Raw genomic sequence first — 19,552 nt, forward strand, 5'->3', positions numbered from 1 at the left:
GCCTGCCGCGCACCTCTCACCGTCGAGCGTGCGGGCAAAGACCTCGGCGCCTCCCCGCTATCACCCGACCGACGAACCGCCGGTCTTGTCGATTCGAATCGATAAGGTGGGCACGGTGCCGTCGACGCAGAGAAGAGAGAAGGATGATGACGTCCTCGTCAGCGAGACCGACGCGCCCTCGGCCGAGTCGGCGCGCCCTCGGCGCCGCCGCCTTCGCGGCCCCGGCCCTGATGGCGCTCGGCGGCTGCGGGCAGGGCTCCCGCGGCACCGGCACGCAGGAGATCCGGATCGTCGACTACTACAACACCCCGGCCGACGACGTCGCGATCGAGGGCACCTTCGAGACGTGCGCGGCGGACCTCGGGCTGACATTCTCCCGCGAGCGGGTCCCCGGTGACCAGCTCGTGGCGAAGGTCCTCCAGATGGGGTCCTCGCGCACCATGCCGGACCTCCTGATGCTCGACAACCCCAACGTGCAGCAGGTGGCCGCCTCGGGCGCGCTCGCCCCGCTCGAGCCGCACGGCATCACCACCGACGGGTTCACCCCCGCGGTCGCGGACCTCGGCATGCACGAGGGGACCCTCTACGGAATCGCCCCCACCGTCAACACCATCGCGCTGTTCTACGACATCGCCGCACTCGACGAGGCGGGGCTCGAGCCGCCCCGGACCTGGGACGAGCTGCGCTCGGCGGCCGCGGAGCTGACGACCTCGGACCGCTACGGGATCGCCTTCTCCGCGATCGCCAGCTACGAGGGCACCTTCCAGTTCATGCCCTTCATGTGGTCCAACGGCGGTGACGAGACCGACCTGCGCGGCGACGGGGTGCTGGGCGCCTCCCAGCTGTGGGCCGATCTCGTCCGCGACGGCGTCGCGTCCCGGTCCGTCGTGAACTGGGGACAGGGCGACGCGATCGATCAGTTCAAGGCCGGGAACGCCGCGATGGTCGTCAACGGCCCCTGGAACATCGCCGGCCTGCGCGCCGACACCCCGGATCTCGACTGGGGCGTGGCGACCCTCCCGGTCCCCTCCGCGGGCGATGCGTCGATCGCGCCGCTCGGCGGGGAGGTGTGGACCGTCCCGATCACCGGCGACGAGGAGAAGCAGGCCCGTGCCGCCGAGCTCCTGAAGGCCTTCGTCGCCCCTGAGCACCAGCTCTTCATGGGCCAGGAGCGCTCGACCATCCCCGGCCACGCCGCGACGGCGGAGCGCTTCGCCGCGGAGAACCCCGATCTCGGCACCTTCGTCGAGCAGGTCTCGACCGCGCGTGCGCGCACCGCGCAGCTCGGGCCGGACTGGCCCACCACGGCCAAGGCCATCTACACCGCCAACCAGCGCGTGCTCGTCGACGGCGTCGACCCGGCCGAGGCCTTCGACGAGGCCGCACGGACCGTGCGCTGAGAGAGGAGGACGAAAGAGATGACCACCACCCCCGCCCCCGCCGACATCCCGCGCCCCGGCCGGGACGCGGCGCGACGCCGCGACCTCCTGGTCCGCATCGGCTTCATCGTGCCCGCGGTGCTCTACATGCTCGCGTTCTTCGGATTCCCGATCCTCAAGAACATCGTGATGAGCTTCCAGGCCTACGACTTCGCGACCTTCTTCAACGGCAGCGCACCGTTCATCGGCCTGGAGAACTACGCCGCGACGCTCAGCGACCCGATCTTCCTCAGGGCGCTGCGCAACACGGGACTGTTCACCGTCGGTTCGATCCTCGGGCAGTTCGTGCTCGGGATGGGCCTGGCGCTGTACTTCCGCAAGCGGTTCCCTCTCTCCGGCTTCCTGCGCTCCCTGCTCCTGCTTCCCTGGCTGCTGCCGATGATCGTCTCCGCCGCCGTGTGGCGGTGGATCCTCGAGCAGGACAACGGCGTGCTCAACCGCTTCCTGGAGGGAGTCGGACTGATCGCCGAGCCGATCCCGTGGCTGGTCAGCTCCGACACCGCACTGATCGCCGTGATCGGGGTGAACATCTGGCTCGGCATCCCCTTCAACGTCGTGCTGCTGTACAGCGGGCTCCAGTCCATCCCCGAGGAGCTCTACGAGACCGGGGCGCTCGACGGGGCGACGGGATGGAAGGCCTTCCGGCACATCACCCTGCCGATGCTGCGCCCGGTGGTCTCGGTCGTGCTGCTGCTCGGGGTGATCTACACCCTCAAGGTGCTCGACCTGATCATCGGCCTGACCGGAGGCGGGCCGGCCAACGCCACCCAGACCCTCGCCACCCGCAGCTACGAGATGAGCTTCGTCGAGTTCGACTTCGGCCAGGGCGCAGCGCTCAGCAACATCCTGATCGTCATCGCCCTCGCCTTCGCGATCGTCTACCTGCGCGCCAATGCCCGCGCGGCGAAGAAGGGATGACCCCGATGAGGACCTCACACCCCGCCCGGCACACCGTGATCGGCATCGCGCTGGTCGCCGTCATGCTGTTCCCCGTCTACTGGATGGTCAACGCCTCGCTCGCCCCTGCGGGCAACGCCCTGAACACCCAGTGGTTCCCGCTGGACCCGGACTTCTCGGGCTACTCACGGGCGATCGCCGACCAGGGACAGAACCTCCTCACCTCTCTCGTCGTCGCCGTCGGCGCCTGCCTGCTGTCCGTCGTGATCGCCGCGCCCTGCGCCTACGCCCTCGCGCAGCTCAACATCCGCGGCACCGGCGTGCTGGTGTTCTTCGTGCTGATCAGCCAGATGATCCCGGGGATCGTGATCGCGAACGCGCTGTACACCGCGTACTCCCCGCTGGGGCTGATCAACTCGATCCCCGGACTGATCCTGGCCGACGCCTCCCAGGGCATCCCCTTCGCCATCCTGATCATGCGGGCCTATCTGGAGAGCTTCCCGTCCTCGATCGTCGAGGCGGCCCGCGTGGACGGCTGCGGGCACGTGCGGGCCTTCTGGTCGATCGTCCTGCCGGTGTCGAAGAACTCCCTGGTCACCGCCGCGATCTTCTCGTTCCTCTTCGCGTGGAGCGACTTCCTGATGGCGCTGACCCTCACCACGGGGGAGAGCATCCGGCCCGTCACGCTGGGCCTGTACACGTACATCGGCACCAACGACACCGACTGGAGCGCCGTGATGTCCACGGCGGTCCTGTCCTCCCTGCCCGCGGTGATCCTCATGATCATCGCCCAGAAGTACATCGCCGCCGGGGCCACCGGCGGCGCCGTGAAATGAGCGTCGCTCACCCATGACCGCTGCACCCCGTCCCGAAAGGACCCGCATCATGACCACCACCCCCCTCCGCGTCACCGTCTGGGGCGAGAACCGCCACGAGCAGCGCGATGCGCGCGTGCGCGAGCACTATCCCGAGGGGATGCACTCCGCGATCCGCGACGGGATCGTGGAGAACCTCGGCGAGGAGGTCACCACCTCCATCGCCCTGCTCGACGACCCCGAGCACGGGCTGACCGAGGAGGTGCTCGCCCGCACCGACGTGCTCACCTGGTGGGGGCACATGGCCCACGGAGAGGTGTCCGACGAGCTCGCCGAGCGGGTCCAGCGCCACGTCCTGTCCGGGATGGGCCTGGTGGTCCTGCACTCGGGCCACTGGTCCAAGCCCTTCACCCGGCTGATGGGCACCACCTGCACGTTGCGCTGGCGGAACGAGGCCGACCGGGAGCTGGTCTGGACCGTGAACCCCTCCCACCCGATCGCTGAGGGCGTCCCGCACCCGATCGTCATCGACGAGCAGGAGATGTACGGCGAGCACTTCGACATCCCCGTCCCCGACGAGCTGATCTTCGTCTCCTCCTTCAGCGGGGGAGAGGTGTTCCGCTCCGGCTGCACCTTCCGGCGCGGCAAGGGGAAGATCTTCTACTTCTCGCCCGGGGACCAGGACTATCCCGTCTACCACCACCGCGACGTGCGCCGCGTGATCGCCAACGGCGTGCGCTGGGCCCGCCCCGCCGTCGCCGATCGCGAGGTCCCCTTCCTGGACCGCTTCGAGACCGACTGGTTCCTCACCGGCGCGACCGGGCAGGGCGTCGGCGACGCCGAGGCCGCAGGGAAGGACGCATGAGCGCCGGGACGCAGGGGAGGGCCGAGCTCGTCCCGGTGCTCGTCGTCGGCGCCGGAGGGATGGGGCGGACCTGGATCCGCACCGTGCTGGACAGCGATGCCGCGCGCCTGGTCGGCGTCGTCGACGTGGTGGACGGGGCCGCGCAGCGCGCCGTGCAGGACCTCGTGCCCGAGCACGAGCAGTCCGGGATCGCGAGCGGCACGGAGCTGCTCGAGGTCGCCGCGCGCTCCGGCGCCGAGGCGGTGATCGACGTGACGATCCCCGCCGCCCACCACCAGGTCACCGCCGACGCCCTGCACGCGGGCTATCCGGTGCTGGGGGAGAAGCCGTGCGCGGCGACCCTCGCGGAGGCCGTCTCCCTCGCCGGCCACGCCGAGGAGACCGGGAGGCTGTTCATGGTCTCCCAGTCCCGTCGGAACAACCCCCACCTCCACGAGGCGCGGCGTCTCGCCGACGGCCTCGGTGGGGCGGGGATCGTCGACACCCGCTTCGCGAAGGCGCCCCGCTTCGGCGGCTTCCGCGACGAGATGGAGCACCCGCTCCTGGTCGACATGGCCATCCACGCCTTCGACGCCGGACGCGTGCTGCTGGCCGGAACGCCCGTCTCGGTCACCGCGACCTCCTACAACCCGGGATGGAGCTGGTACGCCGGGGACGCGGCGGCGACCGTCGCCATCACGTACGACACCGGCGCCGTGCACACCTACTCCGGCTCCTGGTGCTCGCCGGGGGACGAGACCAGCTGGAACGGCGACTGGGCTCTGCACTGCGAGGGCGGGTCCGTCCGCTGGGACGGGGAGACGCCGCCGACGGCCCACCCGTCGGGCGGCGACCCCGTCCCCGGCCGTGCCCCCGGGCCCCAGGAGCGCTGGGAGCTCGACGCCTCCCTCGCCGAGTTCTGCGCCGCGCTGCGCGGAGGGCCCGTGCCCGACTCCGAGGTGCACGGCAACGTGTGGACCCAGGCGATCGTCGAAGCGGCGGTGCGCTCCGCCGACACCGGCCGCCGCGTCCTCCTCGCCGACCTGCTGGACGAGGCGCTCGTCGAGGCGCGGGAGCTCGATTCGGCGGACGGCCGCAGCCGGGCGCTGCAGGCGTGGAAGACTGGTGCCTCGGGGCTCGGCGCGAGGTGACCGGCACCGGGGAAGGGGACGGCAGTGCCGACGAGGAAGAAGGCTCCGACGAGCCAGGACGTCGCCCGCCTCGCCGGAGTCTCCCAGTCCACGGTGAGCTACGTGCTGACCGGCTCCCGGCCGATCTCCGAGGCGACCCGGGCACGGGTCGAGGACGCGATCGCGAAGCTCGGCTACCACCCCAACTCCGGCGCACGCACCCTCCGCTCGCGACGCAGCGGCGTGATCGGCCTGATGGTCCCCGAGGCCGACGGCGACGACGGCGTGCTGATGACCTTCGTCGCCACCATCGCCCGCGAGGCTCGACGGCACGGCTACGACATCCTCCTGGTCACCGCTCAGGAGGGCGCCGACGGGATCCGCCGCGTGACGAGCACGGGGGTGTGCGAAGGCCTGATCCTGATGGAGCTGGACCGGATCGACGAGCGCATCGCGCCCGTGATCGAGTCCGGCCTGCCCTTCGTCACGATCGGCAAGCCCGAGGAGTTCCCGCAGGGCTCCGTGGTCGACCTCGACTTCGAGATGCTCGGGCGGATGGTCGTCGAGCGGGCGCTCGAGGAGGAGTGCAACCGGGTGCTGCTCTTCGGGGCGCCCGGGCGCAAGCGCGCCCGCAACGACGTGGCCCGCTTCCTCGCCGGCGTGGAGCAGATGGCGCAGGACGCCCCGCTCGAGATCGTCCTGGACGCGGGCGCGCTCGCCGAGGCCCCCGAGCGCGCCCTGCGCCTGACCCTGCCGGGTCAGCGCACCGCCCTCTTCGGCATCACCGGGGTCCGCCAGGTGCTCTTCGCCATGGCCGCGACCGGGGCGCTGGTGGACGACACCCGGCTGCTCATCGCGCTGAGCGGCTCGGAGCTCGTGGACGTCAGCCCGCTGCTGGCCTCCGTCCCGCAGATCGACCCGCGCCGGATCGAGATCAGCGAGCTCGCGGTCGCCGAACTCGTGCGCCTGCTGCGCACCGAGGGCGCGGGGCCCCGGATCACCCTCGTCGAGCCGCGCTGGCTCGAGGGCTGAGCGCTCCGGCGGGGTGAGCCGACGCACAGCTCCCCGGTGCGAACTCACCCTTTGGGCACCCTTAAGCTCTCCATATGTCCTCGGAGACCGCGCCCCGCACCGCCCACGACCTCCTCGACGCGATACTGGCCCCGACGGGCGAGGTGGCGCCGGGCGTGCTCCGCCCCGCGGTGCGCGAGCACACCCGCGAGGCGTACAACGCCCTCTACCGCACGCCACAGGTGCTGCCCGCGCCCGTGCTCCATGCACTCGCCGTCGTCACCGCGGAGTGGCAGGGCAGCGGCGCCCTCGCCGCCTGGCATCGCGCCCAGGGCGCCGATCCCTCGCTCGCCGCCGCCGACGCCCCTGCCGATCCCGCCCTCGCCGCCCTGCGCGACCACGTCGACCTGCTGTCCGTATCGCCGGCCCTGGTGACCCAGGAGGACCAGCAGCGCCTCGCCGAGGCCGGGTACGACGAGCACGGCGGGATCCGCGCCGACGCCGTCGCCGCCGTGCCCCGATGAGCCCGGAGCACTTCGACGCGGTGATCGTCGGGGGCGGACCCCGCGGCGTCGCCACCGTGCTGCGCCTGGTCGCGCGCGTCCGCGCCGAAGGGGCCGCGCCGCTGCGCGTCGCGCTCCTCGACGCCCTCGCGATCGGACCCGGCGCGACCTGGCGCCTCGACCAGCCGGCCGCGTACCTCAACAACACCCAGGCCGACGCCACGACCGTCCACCCCGACGACTCGACCCGCATGAGCGGCCCGCCCGCCCCCGGGCCCGACCTCGTGGACTGGGCACGGCGGGTCCGGGCCGAGGGCACGCACCCGGCGGGGGAGTGGGTGGTGGAGGAGGCGTCGGCGCTGACCGGCGCGACCTTCCCCACCCGGCGCCTGCAGGGCGTCTACTACCGCGACCAGCTCGAGGCCGCCGCGGAGACGGGCGCCGTCGAGCTCACCGAGGTCCTCGGCCGCGCCGTCGACCTCGAGGGCACGGGCGCGGACCGCACCGTCGTGCTCGAGGACGGTCGCCGGCTGAGCGCGCCCGCCGTCGTCCTCGCCCAGGGGATGGTGCAGGGGCGGCGGAGCCGCGAGGTGGAGGAGCTGGCGGGCTTCGCCGCACGTCACGGCCTGCGCTACGTCGAGCCCGGCATGCCGGCGGAGCGGGACTTCACGGGCCTCCCCGCGGGGCAGGACGTGCTGGTGCGCGGGCTCGGCGCGAACCTCTTCGACGTCCTCGGGCAGCTGGCCGAGGAGTGGGGCGGCGCGTTCGAGCCCGTCGAGGGCGATCCGCACGGCCGCCTGCGCTATCTGCCCAGCGGCCGAGAGCCGCGTCTGCTGGTCGGCTCGCGGCGCGGCGTCCCCTACCGCTCCAAGCCCGAGGGCGGGCGCTCCGTGCGCCCCTTCGTGCCGCGCTGGGCGAGCCCGGAGTGGTTCACGGCCCTCGCCGCCCGCGGCGGCATCGACTTCGCCGACGAGGTGTGGCCGGTGCTCGGCCGCGAGTTCGCCCGCGTCTACCTCGAGGCGCTGGGCGAGCTGCGTCCGCAGGCCGTCGGCGGCGACTGGCTCGCCGGGCTCGAGGCCGCCTCGACCGTCGAGGAGATCGATACGGTGCTCGAGGCCGCGATCGGCGAGGAGGAGTGGACCTGGGCCCTCGAGGAGCTGCATCGGCCCACCCGCGGCGAGGAGGTCGGCCCGGACGGCTGGGCCCGCCTGGTGCGTCGCCTGGTCCGCGACGAGCTCGGCTCGATGTCCGATCCCTGGCACCACCCCCGTGCCGCGGTCAACGGGGCGATGGGGGCGCTGCGGCGTCAGGTCGGTCGCCTCACCGCCCGCGGCGCCTTCACGGGCGTCTCGCTGGCCCGTGACGTGCTGGGGTGGTTCGACGGCGACTCGCTCGCCCTCGCCTCGGGCCCGCCGGCGGAGCGGGTGCGCCTGGTGCTGGCGCTGCTGGAGGCAGGCGTGGTCGAGCTGCTCGGCCCCGGCACCGCGGTCGAGGCCGACGAGGACGCGGGGCTCTTCCGCGCCTCCTCCGCCGTGACCGGTCGGGAGGTCTCCTCCGAGGTGCTGCTCGAGACGCGGATGTCCAAGGGGAAGGTCCCGGACACGGACGATCCGCTGCTGCGATCCCTGCTCGACTCCGGCCGCGCCCGGATCCACACCGTGGACGGCGTGGAGACCCACTCGATGGAGGCGACCGGCGCGGAGATCGCCGAGGACGCCGAGGGCGGGCACAACCTGGTCTCCGCCGACGGCCAGGTCGATCCCGCCATCGTGGTGCTCGGCATCCCCGCGCAGTCGACCCAGCCCGGCTCGGCGATCGGGGCGACCCCGGGGGTGCCCTCGCCGCTGCTCGCGGGCGCGGACGTCGCGGCGCGACAGGTCATGGCCCGGGCACGGGTGTCGGCGCGCCTCTGAGGACCGGTTTCGGGAGAAGGTCGCGCGGGTACGACCGTACCTCGCAGTGACCGAGATCACGATCGTTATAGGACCGTGACGCCTACCAATGGAGGTTTTCGCGTCGGGCGGGGTTCAATTCCTGCACGGATCGACGGCGATCCGGCGCTCCAACGGCGGAGCGATTCCCGAGAGGCAGGTCTTCCATGTCCGAGTCTGCAGATTTCCCTCGTCCCGGCGCCTCACGCCGCCGATTCCTCGCCGGCACCGGCGTGCTCGGCGGTGCGGCGGCCCTGGCCGCCTGTGGCGGCGCCACCGGCGGCGGAGGAGGGGGAGGGGGTGGCGGCGAGGAGCTCGTCGGCGTCGGCAACGGAGGCCAGGCCGGCACCGGCCGTGCGGGCGACGGCGCCGACCAGCTGTTCATCGCCGGCTTCCAGTGGAGCCCGCCCACCAACTTCAACACCTTCGCCGGCGCTCCGGCCTGGCCGGCCTCCTCGAACGTCGCCCAGTACATCTACGAGACGCTGCTGCGCTTCCACATCGTCACCGGCGAGCTGCTGCCGGGACTGGCCGCCTCGCACGAGATCACCGGCAGCGAGTCGATCACGCTGACCCTCCAGGAGGGCATCACCTGGCACGACGGCAGCGAGTTCACGGCCGAGGACGTGCTGTACACCTTCGAGCTCGGCAAGATCGACCCCTCCCTGGGCGTCGCCGCCTTCTGGACCGAGGTCGACGAGATGACGGCCGACGGCAGCACGATCTCGATCGCGGTGAACAACGAGCGCAAGAACGTCGGCGCCGTGCTGAACTCCCTGGCCACCCAGTTCATCGTCCCCAAGGCGGTGTTCGAGAAGGCCGCGCAGGAGACCGGGAACAAGATCGCCGGCTGGGAGACCACCGAGGCCATGGGCACGGGGCCCTTCACCCTCGAGCTCGCGGACCAGACCCAGATCATCCTCGCCCGCCACGAGGAGTACTGGGGCAAGGACTTCTACGGCGGTCTGCCCGCGATGACGAAGATCATCCACCCGATCTTCAAGTCCAACGAGGACGGCAACCTGAAGTTCCAGAACGGCGAGCTCGACGTGATGCAGCAGTTCGTCCCCCAGATCTGGAAGATGTGGGAGAGCGGCAAGCCGGTGGGCACCTACCTGCGCGAGAAGCCGTACTTCTCCCCGGGCTCGATGCCGATGCTGCTGATCAACACCACGAAGCCGGGCCTTGACGATCCCACCGTGCGCCGGGCCCTCGCGCATGCGGTGGACTACGCCTCGATCGCGGAGACCGCCATGAGCGGCTACTCCTCCCAGGTGCTCGCCTCGCTGATCATCCCCGACGGAGCCGAGGACCAGTGGCTGGACCGCGACAAGGCCGCCGCCGACGGCTGGACCTTCGACGCCGCGAAGGCCGAGTCCCTGCTCCAGGAGGCCGGCTACGCCAAGGGCGCCGACGGCTTCTACGCCAAGGACGGCCAGAAGCTCGGCCCCTGGAAGCTCATCACCCCGCAGGGCTGGACCGACTGGAACGCCGCCCTCGAGGTCGTCGCCAAGAACCTCCAGGCCATCGGTGTGGACGCCAGCACGAACTTCCCCCAGCAGGCGCAGACCCAGACCGCCATCCAGAACGGCGACTTCGACATGGCCTGCTGGTACGTCGCCGGCACCGGACCCTCCACCCCGTGGCAGCGCTTCAGCGACGTGATGAGCAACGTCGAGATGGCGGAGCTCGGCCAGACTGCCTACCGCAACTACGGCCGATGGGAGAACGGGGAGGTCAACGACCTGCTCGAGGCGGCGGCCGCCGCCTCCGACGACGCGACGAAGCTCGAGGCGCTCACGGCGCTGGACGACATCTACCGCGCCGAGGTCCCCGCCTTCCCGCTGATGTACCGCCCCGACGAGTTCTTCGAGTTCAACGCGAGCAACTGGTCGAACTGGCCCGCCGAGGACAACGACTACGCGCCGCCGATGTTCCGCGGCGCCGGCAACGAATGGATCTTCCAGCTGAAGAAGATCGGCGGCTGAGCGTCCCGTGACCCTCGGCCGATACATCGCCCGCAAGTCGGGCTGGTACCTGGTCGCGCTGGTGGCAGCAGTGAGCCTCAACTTCCTGCTGCCCCGGCTCGTCCCGGGCAATCCCGTCGACGTCATCGTCTCGAACCTCGCCCGCGGAGGCTCCGTCACCGGCGAGCAGCAGAAGGCGATCTATGAAGGCTTCGTCGCCGAGTTCGGTCTGGACGCGCCGCTGTGGCAGCAGTTCCTGACCTACCTCGGCAAGGTGTTCTCCGGCGACCTGGGGACCTCCTTCGCCAACTACCCGGCCTCGGTCAACGACCTGATCGGCCAGGCCCTGCCCTGGTCGATCGCGGTGCAGCTGCCCGCGGTGCTGATCGGATGGATCGCCGGAAACCTGGTCGGCGCGATCGCGGCGTTCCGCGGCGGGAACTGGGACCGGAGCGTCTTCACCAGCGCCCTGTTCCTCTCCGCGATGCCGTACTACTGCCTCTCCATCCTCCTGCTGTACGGGTTCGCGGTGGTGGCGGGGATCTTCCCCGTCGGCGGCGCCTACTCGCTGGGGCTCACACCGGAGTTCTCCGTCGAGTTCCTCTGGGACGCCGTGAGCTACTACTGGCTGCCCTTCCTCTCGCTGGTGGTCGTGTTCATCGGCGGGCAGGCGGTGGGCATGCGCTCCATGGCGATCTACGAGCTGGGCGGCGACTACGTCAACTACGCCCGCGCCATGGGCATCCGAGACAACAGGATCACCCAGTACATCTTCCGCAACGCGATGCTCCCGCAGATCACCGGGCTCGCGCTCGCGATCGGCACCCTCGTGGGAGGCGCGCTGATCACCGAGCTGGTCTTCAGCTATCCGGGGGTCGGGACCCTGCTGTTCAACGCGATCACGCAGAACGACTACCCGGTCATCCAGGCGGTCACGCTGATCATCACCGTCGCGGTGCTCGTGGCGAACTTCCTGGTGGAGATCGCCTACGGCATCATCGACCCGCGCATCCGCGCGGCGAGCGCAGGGGAGAAGTGACATGAGCACACCCAACGCCCCCGTCGCCGACGAGAAGGCCGTCCCGCGCGGCAACCCGTTCCGCTCCCTGAACTTCTCGGGACGGTTCTGGATCGCGCTGGTCCTCGTCGTCGGAGTGATCCTGCTGGGCCTGGCCGGCTACGTCTATCCCACCGGGCCCGGGGAGAAGGTCGCCTCGCTGTACGACCCGCCCGGAGCAGGTCTCCCGCTCGGATCGGACAACTTCGGCCACGACGTGCTCGCGGTGCTCATGGCCGGCACCCGCACCTCGCTGATCATCGGCCTGGTCGCGGGGATCGTCGCCACCGTCATCGGGGTGATCGTCGGCCTGGTCGCCGGTTACATCGGCGGCTGGTTCGAGGAGCTGCTCATGGGCGCCACCAACGTGGTCCTCGCGATCCCCTCGATCATCGTGCTGATCCTCATCTCGATCTCGCTGCCCCAGAGCAGCATCTGGTCGCTCGCGGTGGTCATCGGCATCACCTCGTGGCCCTGGACCGCCCGCGCCGTCCGCGCCCAGGCCTCCTCGGTCGCGACGAGGGAGCACATCGACGTGGCCCGGCTCTCCGGGGCACGCCTGCCCGGCATCCTCCTGCGGGACGTGCTGCCGTACATCCTGTCGTACACGGTGATGGCGTTCGTCCTGCAGGTCGCCGGCGCGATCCTCGCCGAGTCCTCCCTGTCGATGCTGGGCCTCGGCCCGTCGGGGGCGAACTCGCTGGGCATCCAGCTGCACTGGGCGCTCGCGTTCCAGGCCGTGGGCGGCGGCGCCTGGTGGGCCTTCCTCCCGCCGACGATCGTGCTGACCCTGGTCTCGTTCGGCTTCCTGCTCCTGCAGTCCAGCCTCGACGAGGTGTTCAACCCGCGCCTGCGCCGCGGCAAGCGCAAGCAGATGAAGCAGGCGGCGGCCAGGCGCGCCGAGGAGGCGCGCCTGCTCGCCGCGCAGACCGCCCGCACCGCGCAGGACCCCGCCGGCGCCCTACGAGGGAAGGAACTCGCATGAGCCACGACGACGCCGCCCCCGCCCGCGCGGAGCGGGCGATCCTCGCCCGGGCGCACGACATCCGCTGCGTCTACGGCGGCGGGGAGAAGGACTTCACCGCCGTGGACGGGGTCTCCCTCGAGCTCGGCGAGGGGGAGATCCTGGGACTGGCCGGGGAGTCCGGCTGCGGGAAGACGACGCTGGGCAACGCCCTGGCGATGATCGCGACCCCGCCGCTGTACGTCCTGTCCGGCGCCCTCGAGATCGACGGGGAGAGCATCGACCTCTCCACCCTCTCGGTCGCGGACCTCAAGCGCCACCGCCCCTACCGGGGGCGGACCGTGTCGATGCTGCCGCAGGGGGCGATGAACTCCATCAGCCCCACCCTGCGGATCCGCAGCCTCGTGCACGACGTGATGCGCGCCCACGACCCGCGGGTGAGCCGGGACGAGGCGCTCGACCTCGCCCGGGACCGGCTGAAGATGCTCGAGATGCCGGTGCGGGTGCTGGACTCCTACGCGCACCAGCTCTCCGGCGGGATGAAGCAGCGCATGATCACGGTGATCTCCACGCTGCAGAACCCCCGGCTGCTGATCGCGGACGAGCCCACCTCGGCGCTCGACGTATCCAGCCAGCGGATGCTGGTGGAGATGCTGCTGGCGATGGTGGAGCAGCGGATCATGTCGGGCGTCGTCTTCGTGACGCACGACCTCCCCGTGCTCTCGCAGGTCTCGGACCGGCTCGCCATCATGAGCGGCGGGCGGATCGTCGAGACCGGACCCACCCGTCGGCTCGTCGAGCAGCCGGAGCACGACTACACCAGGACGCTGCTGTCCTCGGTGCTGGACCCCAGCCGGGAGACCTGGGAGCGGGGGAGGCGGCGCGCCGGCCTCGACGCGGGCGCCGCCGGACCCGCCGCTCCTGCAGCGCCCGCGCCCGAGAAGGAGGTGGGGGCCCGATGATCGAGACCCCCGAGATGATCACCCGCAGCCGCACGGAGCGCGAGGTGCTGCTGTCCTGCACGAACGTGACCAAGGAGTTCTCGGTCGCCGGCGGCACCGTGGTCGCGGTCGACGACGTCAGCCTCGAGTTCCCCGAGGCGAGCGTGCTCGCCGTGGTGGGGGAGTCGGGCTCGGGCAAATCGACCCTCGCCCGCATGCTGCTGCGTCTGATGCCCGTCACCTCGGGCACCATCGCGTTCCGCGGCCAGGACGTCACCTCCCTGTCCGGGAAGGGACTGCGGGACTACTGGTCGGAGGTGCAGGCGGTCTTCCAGGACCCCTTCGCCTCCTTCAACCAGTTCTTCACCGTCGGCTCCCTGCTGCGGCGCAGCCTCGCGCTCGCGAGGATCCCCTCCGACGAGGCCGATGCGCTGATCGAGGAGTGCCTGGGCTACGTGGACATGCGCCCCCGCGACGTGCTTCACAAGTTCCCGCACCAGATGTCCGGCGGACAGCGCCAGCGCATCATGATCGCGCGGGCGCTGATGATGCGGCCCAAGGTGATGCTGGCCGACGAGGCGACCAGCATGCTGGACGCGACGCTGCGGGTGAACGTGCTGAACGTGCTGCACGACCTGCGCAGCGAGCTGGGCCTGACGGTCCTGTTCATCACGCACGACATCGGCCAGGCCTGCTATCTGGCGGACCGGGTCGCGGTGATGGAGCGGGGCAGGGTCGTCGAGCGCGGGTCGACGGAGGAGGTCATCTTCGCGCCGCAGGCCGAGTACACCCGGCGTCTGCTCTCCGACGTCCCCGACCTGCGCGGCAGCCTCAGGACGTAGCCGGGGGAGCCAGCAGCACGGAGAAGGTCGCCAGGGTGCGCTCGAGCTCGACCGAGGGCTCGAGCAGCCACTGGATCTGCAGGCCGTCGGACGCCGCGACGAAGAGAGCCGCCATGTCGGCGGGATCGACATCGTCACGGACCGTTCCGGCGGCCTGCTCCTGGGCGAGGCGCTCGGTGATCACCCCGCGCACCCGCGCGAAGCGCTCGGTGAAGAAGAGGTTCGACGGCGTGCTCTCCGCGGCGAGCGCCGCCGCGACGAGCGTCGTGTACAGCTCCACCATCCCCGGCACGCCCACGTTGATCTTCGCCGCCCTGACCAGGATGTCCACGGCGTTCTCGGAGTCCTCGCCGGAGGTGTCCCGCTTGGACTCGGCATGCTCGTACACCGCCACCAGCAGCTGCTCGCGGGAGTCGAAGTAGTGCAGGAGCGCCGCGTGGGACACCCCGATCGCCGTCGCGATCCGGCGCAGCGAGGTGCCGTCGGCCCCGCGCTCGCGGAACACCTCGGCGGCCCGCTCGAGGATCTCCTGCCGGCGGGCGACGCCCTTCTCGTACGAGCCGGCCCGTCCGATGACGGGCCGGGCGCGCTTCTCCTCGCTGGTCATCCGTCGATCCTATCCAGGCCGGGACCGCTCTCCCGCACGACCCACCGGGCAGTCGGCGGTGCGGGAGGGACCGCTCAGATGTCCCGGAAGGTCTCGATGCGCGCGCCGAGCTTGTTCAGGCGCTCAGCGAGGTCCTCGTAGCCGCGGTTGATGACGTAGACGTTGCGCAGCACGGAGGTGCCCTTCGCGGCGAGCATCGCCAGCAGGATCACGACCGCCGGACGCAGCGCGGGCGGGCACACCAGCTCCGCGCCGGACCAGCGGGTGGGGCCCTCGAGGAGCACGCGGTGCGGGTCCATGAGCTTCACGTTCGCGCCGAGCTTGGTGAGCTCGGTGAGGTAGATCGCGCGGTTCTCGTACACCCAGTCGTGCAGCAGCGTCTGCCCCTGCGCGGTCGCCCCGATCACGGCGAAGAAGGGCAGGTTGTCGATGTTCAGGCCCGGGAAGGGCATGGGGTGGATCTTGTCCGCCGGGGCGCGCAGGTCGCTGGGATGGGTGGTGATGTCCACCAGGCGGGTCTTGCCGTTCTCCGCCAGGTACTCCTCGGAGCGGTCGTAGCGCAGGCCCATCTCCTCCAGAAGGGCGAGCTCGATCTCCATGAACTCGATAGGCACGCGGCGCACGGTGATCGAGGAGCGGGTGACGATCGCGGCGGAGATCAGGCTCATCGCTTCGATCGGGTCCTCGCTCGGGGCGTAGTCGACGTCGGTCGAGATCGAGGAGGTGCCGTGGACGACCAGGGTGGTGGTGCCGATGCCCTGGATCCGCACGCCGAGCTTCTCGAGGAAGAAGCACAGGTCCTGGACCATGTAGTTCGGGCTCGCGTTGCGGATGATCGTCTCGCCCTCGTACAGGGCGGCGGCCAGCAGCGCGTTCTCCGTGACGGTGTCGCCGCGCTCGGTGAGCACGATCGGGCGGGTCGGGCCGGTGCCGACGGCGGTGGTCGCCTGGTAGTTGTGGTCGGTCGCGACGACGTCGAGGCCGAAGTGGCGCAGCGCCGTCATGTGCGGCTCGACGGTGCGGGTGCCCAGGTCGCAGCCCCCGGCGTAGGGGAGCTGGAACTTCCCCGCGCGGTGCAGCAGCGGGCCCAGGAACATGATGATCGAGCGGGTGCGGCGCGCGGCGCCCTCGTCGATCGAGCTGAGGTCGAGGGTCGCGGGGACGCGCAGCTCGAGGTCGTTGTGCCCGTTCAGCCAGGTGGCCTTCACGCCGATGGAGGTCAGCACCTCGAGCAGGCGGTTGACCTCCTCGATGCGGGCGACCTTGCGCAGCACGGTGGTGCCGGTGTTCAGCAGCGAGGCGCACAGCAGCGCGACGCCGGCGTTCTTGGAGCTCTTCACGTCGATCGCGCCGGAGAGCGTGGTCTCGCCGTGCACGCGCAGGTGGCTCGGGCCCGAGGTGCCCATGCCCACGATCTCGGAGTCCAGGGCCCTGCCGATCCGGGAGATCATCTCCAGGGTGAGGTTCTGCTGGCCCTTCTCGATGCGGTTGATCGCGCTCTGGCTGGTGCCGAGGGTCGTGGCGAGCTGGGCCTGCGTGAGACCGGACTGCTGGCGCGCGTCGCGCACCAGAGCGCCGATCCGGGGGAGGAACTCCGTGGTCTCAGTCATGCGCCGACAGTAACTCATAGATGAGATACGAGCAGGTCGCGGCCGGTGCGTTCCTGGTCACGTCGGCCGGCGCCGCGCCCTGATCAGGCGCCGAGCAGCACCGGGAGGTCCTCGACGTGTCCGCCCACCCGGTAGGAGACGGCCGGATCGTAGGGCGCGAAGCGCAGCGGCATCCCGGCCTCTGCGGGGGTGCGGTCCGCCTTGCGGTTGTTGCACCCCTTGCACGCCGAGACGAGGTTCGTCCAGGAGGAGCGACCTCCGCGGGAGACGGGCAGGATGTGGTCCACGGTGGCCAGCAGCGTCTCGCACGCCGGCGCGCGCGAGACGCTGTGGCCGCAGTACGCGCAGGTCCAGTGGTCCCGCTCGTGGACGGCGCGATAGCTGAAGCCGACGGAGCGGCGCCCCGCCCCCTCGACCCAGGCGCCGCTCAGCTCGCGGGTGAGCTCGAGGGCGAGGGGCACGATCCGCTCGTCGACCACCGTGAGCTCGACGGGCACGGCGACCTCGCGCCGGATCATCCCCATCGCGTGGCGCACGGTGGTGGTGTGCAGCAGCTCGCCGATCCCGGTCTCCGGGTCGTAGCCGAGGTTGTAGACCCTGACCTGCGGCATCGCATCGCCTCCTTCCCGTCGTCGTCGAGGTGCGACGGCCCGGGAGCGCTGGAGGGGCTCGAGGACCGAGCACCTGCATCGTCCCCCGCCGGGGCGGGCGGGTCCATCGGATTCTCGCGGGCCCGCACGACGGGCGGGTGACGACCGCCTGCACAGCGTGCGAACAGCACGTGCCGCGCCCTACGATCGAGGCCCCACCACGGCGAGGAGCGGGCATGGGCGTGGAGCACCTGGAGCTGGTCGCGGTCGCGGCGGCGCGGTGCTGGCCTGGTCCGGGATGCGCGGCGTGGTCACCCTCGCCGCGGCCCGGTCCCTGCCGGTGGACTTCCCCTACCGCTCCCAGCTCGTGCTCATCGCCTTCGTCGTCGCGCTCGTGACCCAGGTGGTCCAGGGCGGGACCCTGCCGCTGCTGATCCGGGTGCTCGGCATCCGGGGGACCGACGAGGAGGCGGCCCGGCGCGGCGGCGGCCCGGCGCGGCGGCGTCCGAGCGCTGGAATCCCCGGCGGCGGGACGGCATGCTGGGGGAATGGCGCAGCAGGAGCAGGGACGGGAGGAGCGCGACCGCGTGCTGTCCGAGTACGGGGCCTGGCGCCTGCGGACCGACGAGGACGCCCCCGCCCTCGAGGAGGTGCGCACCCTCGAGACCCTGCTGCGGCTGAAGGCAGAGCGGCTGGGCAGCCCGGAGGTGGGGCTGTGGACCGCCGCGCTCACCCGGGAGCTGCTGACCGAGGTGGTGCCCCGCACCGTCGTCCAGCCGCGCGAGCAGCTGATGGACATGGTCCCGGTGCTTCGCCGCCTGGTCGACTTCCTCGTCGAGACCGACCGATGGGCGCCCGGCTCGATGCGCGAGGCCGACGCGCCGGCGCTGCTGCACGAGCTCGAGTTCGCCGCGCTCGAGGCCGCCGACGATCCCACCCGCCGCTCCTTCTCCACCAACGTGCTGGGCCACGGGCTCGCGCTCGGGGTGGACCTCGAGGACGAGGAGGCGCTCGCGGACTACCTGCACTGGTTCCACTCCCTGCCCGATGAGGAGCGCATGGCCGTCTCCGGCACCGGCCGGCTCGCGCAGCCCTCCACGCCCTTCGACCCGCTGCTCGAGCGCGCGCTGCGCCGCCGCGACGAGGCGGAGGAGCGGGACTGGCCCTGGTTCCTGCCGGCCCTCGAGGACGACGGCGAGCCGCTCGGCGAGCTCGCCGAGCAGGAGGGCGTCGGCCCCTATCTCGACTGCCCCCTGGTGCGGCGGGCCGTGGGCGTCCTGGAGGTGATCGGCGAGGGGCGGCGCGTGACCGCGACCGGCGCACCGGGGAGGGAGACCACCGCGGAGCTGCTCGCGCACCTCGGCCTCGACGGCGGCGCCCGCAGCCTCTGGGACCGGCCGGAGCTTGCCGGGGTGTGGACCACGCTGCTGGATGGCGGCTGGCTCGAGCTCGCGGAGGGCCGGGTCCGCGCCGCCGTCGGCCCGGTCCCGGCGGCGGCGCCGGAGGACGCCGAGGGCTTCGTCGAGTTCGGGCACGCCCTGATCACCGCCGCGCTGCTGGGGCGCCAGGCCCGCGGCGCCGAGGACGGCGGGTTCCGCGGCATGCCCGACACGATCGCGGCGCTGCTGGTGGCCTGCGGGGACGAGGGGCTGCGCCTCCCGCCCGGGCCGGAGCTGCCGCCGCCGGAGCACGAGCCCCGTGCCCTCGCGCGGCTGCTGCACGTCCTGCACGACCTCGGCGACCTCGCCGACTGCGGGGTGCTCACCCACGAGGACGGCGTGTTCCGCGGCGGGCCGGCGGTGATGCTCGCGCTCGTCGGCCTGCTGCGGCGCGACGGGGAGGCGGACCGGACCGACCGGCCCTGATGCCACGGGGCGGCCGGGGAATCCAGGACATGTGTCATTGTGGGCCGGGCTCCTCCGCTCTACGGTGACTCCATGGCCACCTCCGGTGCACGCCCTCCCCTCCCCGCCGTCCGCCGCCTCCAGATCCTCGCGATCACCGTCGTCGGCGCCCTCGCCGTGCTGACCTTCCTCGCCTCCCTGCTCGTCGGCGGCGCGACGGGGGAGACCCTGAACGCCGTCGCGGGCGGGCTCGGCATCGCCTGCGCGGTGATCGGGGTCAGCTTCGCGATCGTCGGGAACCCGCGATGATCCTGCTGCTGAGCATCGTCGGAGCTCTCGCCGTGCTCAGCTTCCTGGCGTTCCTCGGCTTCGGCCTGGCCCGCGGCTGGGACGATCCCGCGGCGCGGGGGCTGCTGCGGCTCGCCGGCGGGCTCGGCATCGTGTGCGCCGTGATCGGCGTGCTGCTGCCGGTCCTCGGCGCCTGAGGTCCGCCCCCCGGGAGCACGGGAGCCGCCCCACCCGGAGGTGGAGCGGCTCCCGAGAGATGCGCGCGTGAGCGG

At 71.7% G+C, this 19,552-nt stretch carries 19 protein-coding genes and 1 pseudogene; 17 read left to right on the top strand and 3 right to left on the bottom strand.

Going from position 1 to position 19,552, the window contains the following annotated elements:
• Positions 1-143: 143 nt before the first annotated feature.
• The 13 genes from A4A78_RS14740 (at position 144) to A4A78_RS14800 (ending at position 14,341) form a co-directional block, all read left to right on the top strand.
• Positions 144-1,400: an extracellular solute-binding protein gene (locus A4A78_RS14740; protein WP_062950583.1), complete on the top strand. Its 1,257-nt coding sequence runs from the start codon at positions 144-146 to the stop codon at positions 1,398-1,400.
• 18 nt (positions 1,401-1,418) lie between these two features.
• Positions 1,419-2,357, top strand: coding sequence for a carbohydrate ABC transporter permease (locus tag A4A78_RS14745; protein ID WP_062950586.1), 939 nt, complete (start codon positions 1,419-1,421; stop codon positions 2,355-2,357).
• 5 nt (positions 2,358-2,362) lie between these two features.
• Positions 2,363-3,172 (top strand): carbohydrate ABC transporter permease, encoded by an 810-nt coding sequence (locus A4A78_RS14750; protein WP_062951263.1) that lies wholly within the window; start codon positions 2,363-2,365, stop codon positions 3,170-3,172.
• Between the two features lie 49 nt (positions 3,173-3,221).
• On the top strand, positions 3,222-4,016 hold the full coding sequence (locus tag A4A78_RS14755; RefSeq protein WP_062950588.1) for a ThuA domain-containing protein: 795 nt from the start codon (positions 3,222-3,224) through the stop codon (positions 4,014-4,016).
• The gene (locus A4A78_RS14760) at positions 4,013-5,146 is read left to right on the top strand and encodes a Gfo/Idh/MocA family protein (protein ID WP_062950590.1); all 1,134 of its coding nucleotides are present in this window, start codon (positions 4,013-4,015) and stop codon (positions 5,144-5,146) included. Before A4A78_RS14755 ends, A4A78_RS14760 begins: the two co-directional genes overlap by 4 nt.
• Before the next feature lie 24 nt (positions 5,147-5,170).
• On the top strand, positions 5,171-6,157 hold the full coding sequence (locus tag A4A78_RS14765) for a LacI family DNA-binding transcriptional regulator (RefSeq protein ID WP_062950592.1): 987 nt from the start codon (positions 5,171-5,173) through the stop codon (positions 6,155-6,157).
• 74 nt (positions 6,158-6,231) lie between these two features.
• A complete protein-coding gene (locus A4A78_RS14770; RefSeq protein ID WP_082835364.1) occupies positions 6,232-6,660 on the top strand; it encodes a hypothetical protein in 429 nt (142 codons plus the stop codon).
• Positions 6,657-8,552 carry an FAD/NAD(P)-binding domain-containing protein gene (locus tag A4A78_RS14775; RefSeq protein ID WP_062950594.1) on the top strand — a complete coding sequence of 632 codons (1,896 nt, stop codon included), beginning with the start codon at positions 6,657-6,659 and terminating at the stop codon, positions 8,550-8,552. Before A4A78_RS14770 ends, A4A78_RS14775 begins: the two co-directional genes overlap by 4 nt.
• Before the next feature lie 185 nt (positions 8,553-8,737).
• Positions 8,738-10,558 (top strand): ABC transporter substrate-binding protein, encoded by a 1,821-nt coding sequence (locus A4A78_RS14780; protein WP_062950598.1) that lies wholly within the window; start codon positions 8,738-8,740, stop codon positions 10,556-10,558.
• A gap of 7 nt (positions 10,559-10,565) precedes the next feature.
• The gene (locus tag A4A78_RS14785; RefSeq protein WP_062950601.1) at positions 10,566-11,576 is read left to right on the top strand and encodes an ABC transporter permease; all 1,011 of its coding nucleotides are present in this window, start codon (positions 10,566-10,568) and stop codon (positions 11,574-11,576) included.
• A 1-nt stretch (position 11,577) separates the two neighbouring features.
• The gene (locus A4A78_RS14790; protein WP_062950603.1) at positions 11,578-12,579 is read left to right on the top strand and encodes an ABC transporter permease; all 1,002 of its coding nucleotides are present in this window, start codon (positions 11,578-11,580) and stop codon (positions 12,577-12,579) included.
• Complete coding sequence (locus A4A78_RS14795; protein WP_062950604.1) at positions 12,576-13,520, top strand: ABC transporter ATP-binding protein; 945 nt, start codon at positions 12,576-12,578, stop codon at positions 13,518-13,520. Before A4A78_RS14790 ends, A4A78_RS14795 begins: the two co-directional genes overlap by 4 nt.
• A complete protein-coding gene (locus A4A78_RS14800) occupies positions 13,517-14,341 on the top strand; it encodes an ABC transporter ATP-binding protein (protein ID WP_062950605.1) in 825 nt (274 codons plus the stop codon). The genes A4A78_RS14795 and A4A78_RS14800 overlap by 4 nt, the downstream gene beginning before the upstream one ends.
• Here A4A78_RS14800 and A4A78_RS14805 read toward each other — a convergent pair.
• The 3 genes from A4A78_RS14805 to A4A78_RS14815 all read right to left on the bottom strand — a co-directional run bounded on the left by A4A78_RS14805 (position 14,331) and on the right by A4A78_RS14815 (position 17,169).
• Positions 14,331-14,948: a TetR/AcrR family transcriptional regulator gene (locus tag A4A78_RS14805; RefSeq protein ID WP_062950607.1), complete on the bottom strand. Its 618-nt coding sequence runs from the start codon at positions 14,946-14,948 to the stop codon at positions 14,331-14,333. The two genes, A4A78_RS14800 and A4A78_RS14805, sit on opposite strands and share 11 nt — an antisense overlap.
• A gap of 74 nt (positions 14,949-15,022) precedes the next feature.
• A complete protein-coding gene (locus tag A4A78_RS14810) occupies positions 15,023-16,558 on the bottom strand; it encodes a UDP-N-acetylglucosamine 1-carboxyvinyltransferase (RefSeq protein WP_062950609.1) in 1,536 nt (511 codons plus the stop codon).
• 83 nt (positions 16,559-16,641) lie between these two features.
• Positions 16,642-17,169 carry an HNH endonuclease gene (locus tag A4A78_RS14815; RefSeq protein ID WP_062950613.1) on the bottom strand — a complete coding sequence of 176 codons (528 nt, stop codon included), beginning with the start codon at positions 17,167-17,169 and terminating at the stop codon, positions 16,642-16,644.
• Positions 17,170-17,416: 247 nt separating this feature from the next.
• On the opposite strand from A4A78_RS14815, the pseudogene A4A78_RS18205 reads away from it, so the two are divergent.
• The 4 genes and pseudogenes from A4A78_RS18205 to A4A78_RS14830 all read left to right on the top strand — a co-directional run.
• Positions 17,417-17,629 (top strand): annotated as a pseudogene (locus A4A78_RS18205) (sodium:proton antiporter); the annotation flags it as partial.
• Positions 17,630-17,696: 67 nt separating this feature from the next.
• Entirely contained in the window at positions 17,697-19,013 is a 1,317-nt protein-coding gene (locus A4A78_RS14820) for a hypothetical protein (RefSeq protein ID WP_231881064.1), read from the top strand.
• A gap of 72 nt (positions 19,014-19,085) precedes the next feature.
• Positions 19,086-19,301, top strand: a complete 216-nt coding sequence (locus tag A4A78_RS14825; RefSeq protein WP_062950615.1) for a hypothetical protein — start codon at positions 19,086-19,088, stop codon at positions 19,299-19,301.
• Entirely contained in the window at positions 19,298-19,477 is a 180-nt protein-coding gene (locus A4A78_RS14830) for a hypothetical protein (protein WP_062950616.1), read from the top strand. Before A4A78_RS14825 ends, A4A78_RS14830 begins: the two co-directional genes overlap by 4 nt.
• Positions 19,478-19,552 lie beyond the last annotated feature (75 nt).

It is taken from the genome of Brachybacterium sp. sponge (assembly GCF_001613775.1).
Taxonomy (GTDB): Bacteria; Actinomycetota; Actinomycetes; order Actinomycetales; family Dermabacteraceae; genus Brachybacterium; species Brachybacterium conglomeratum.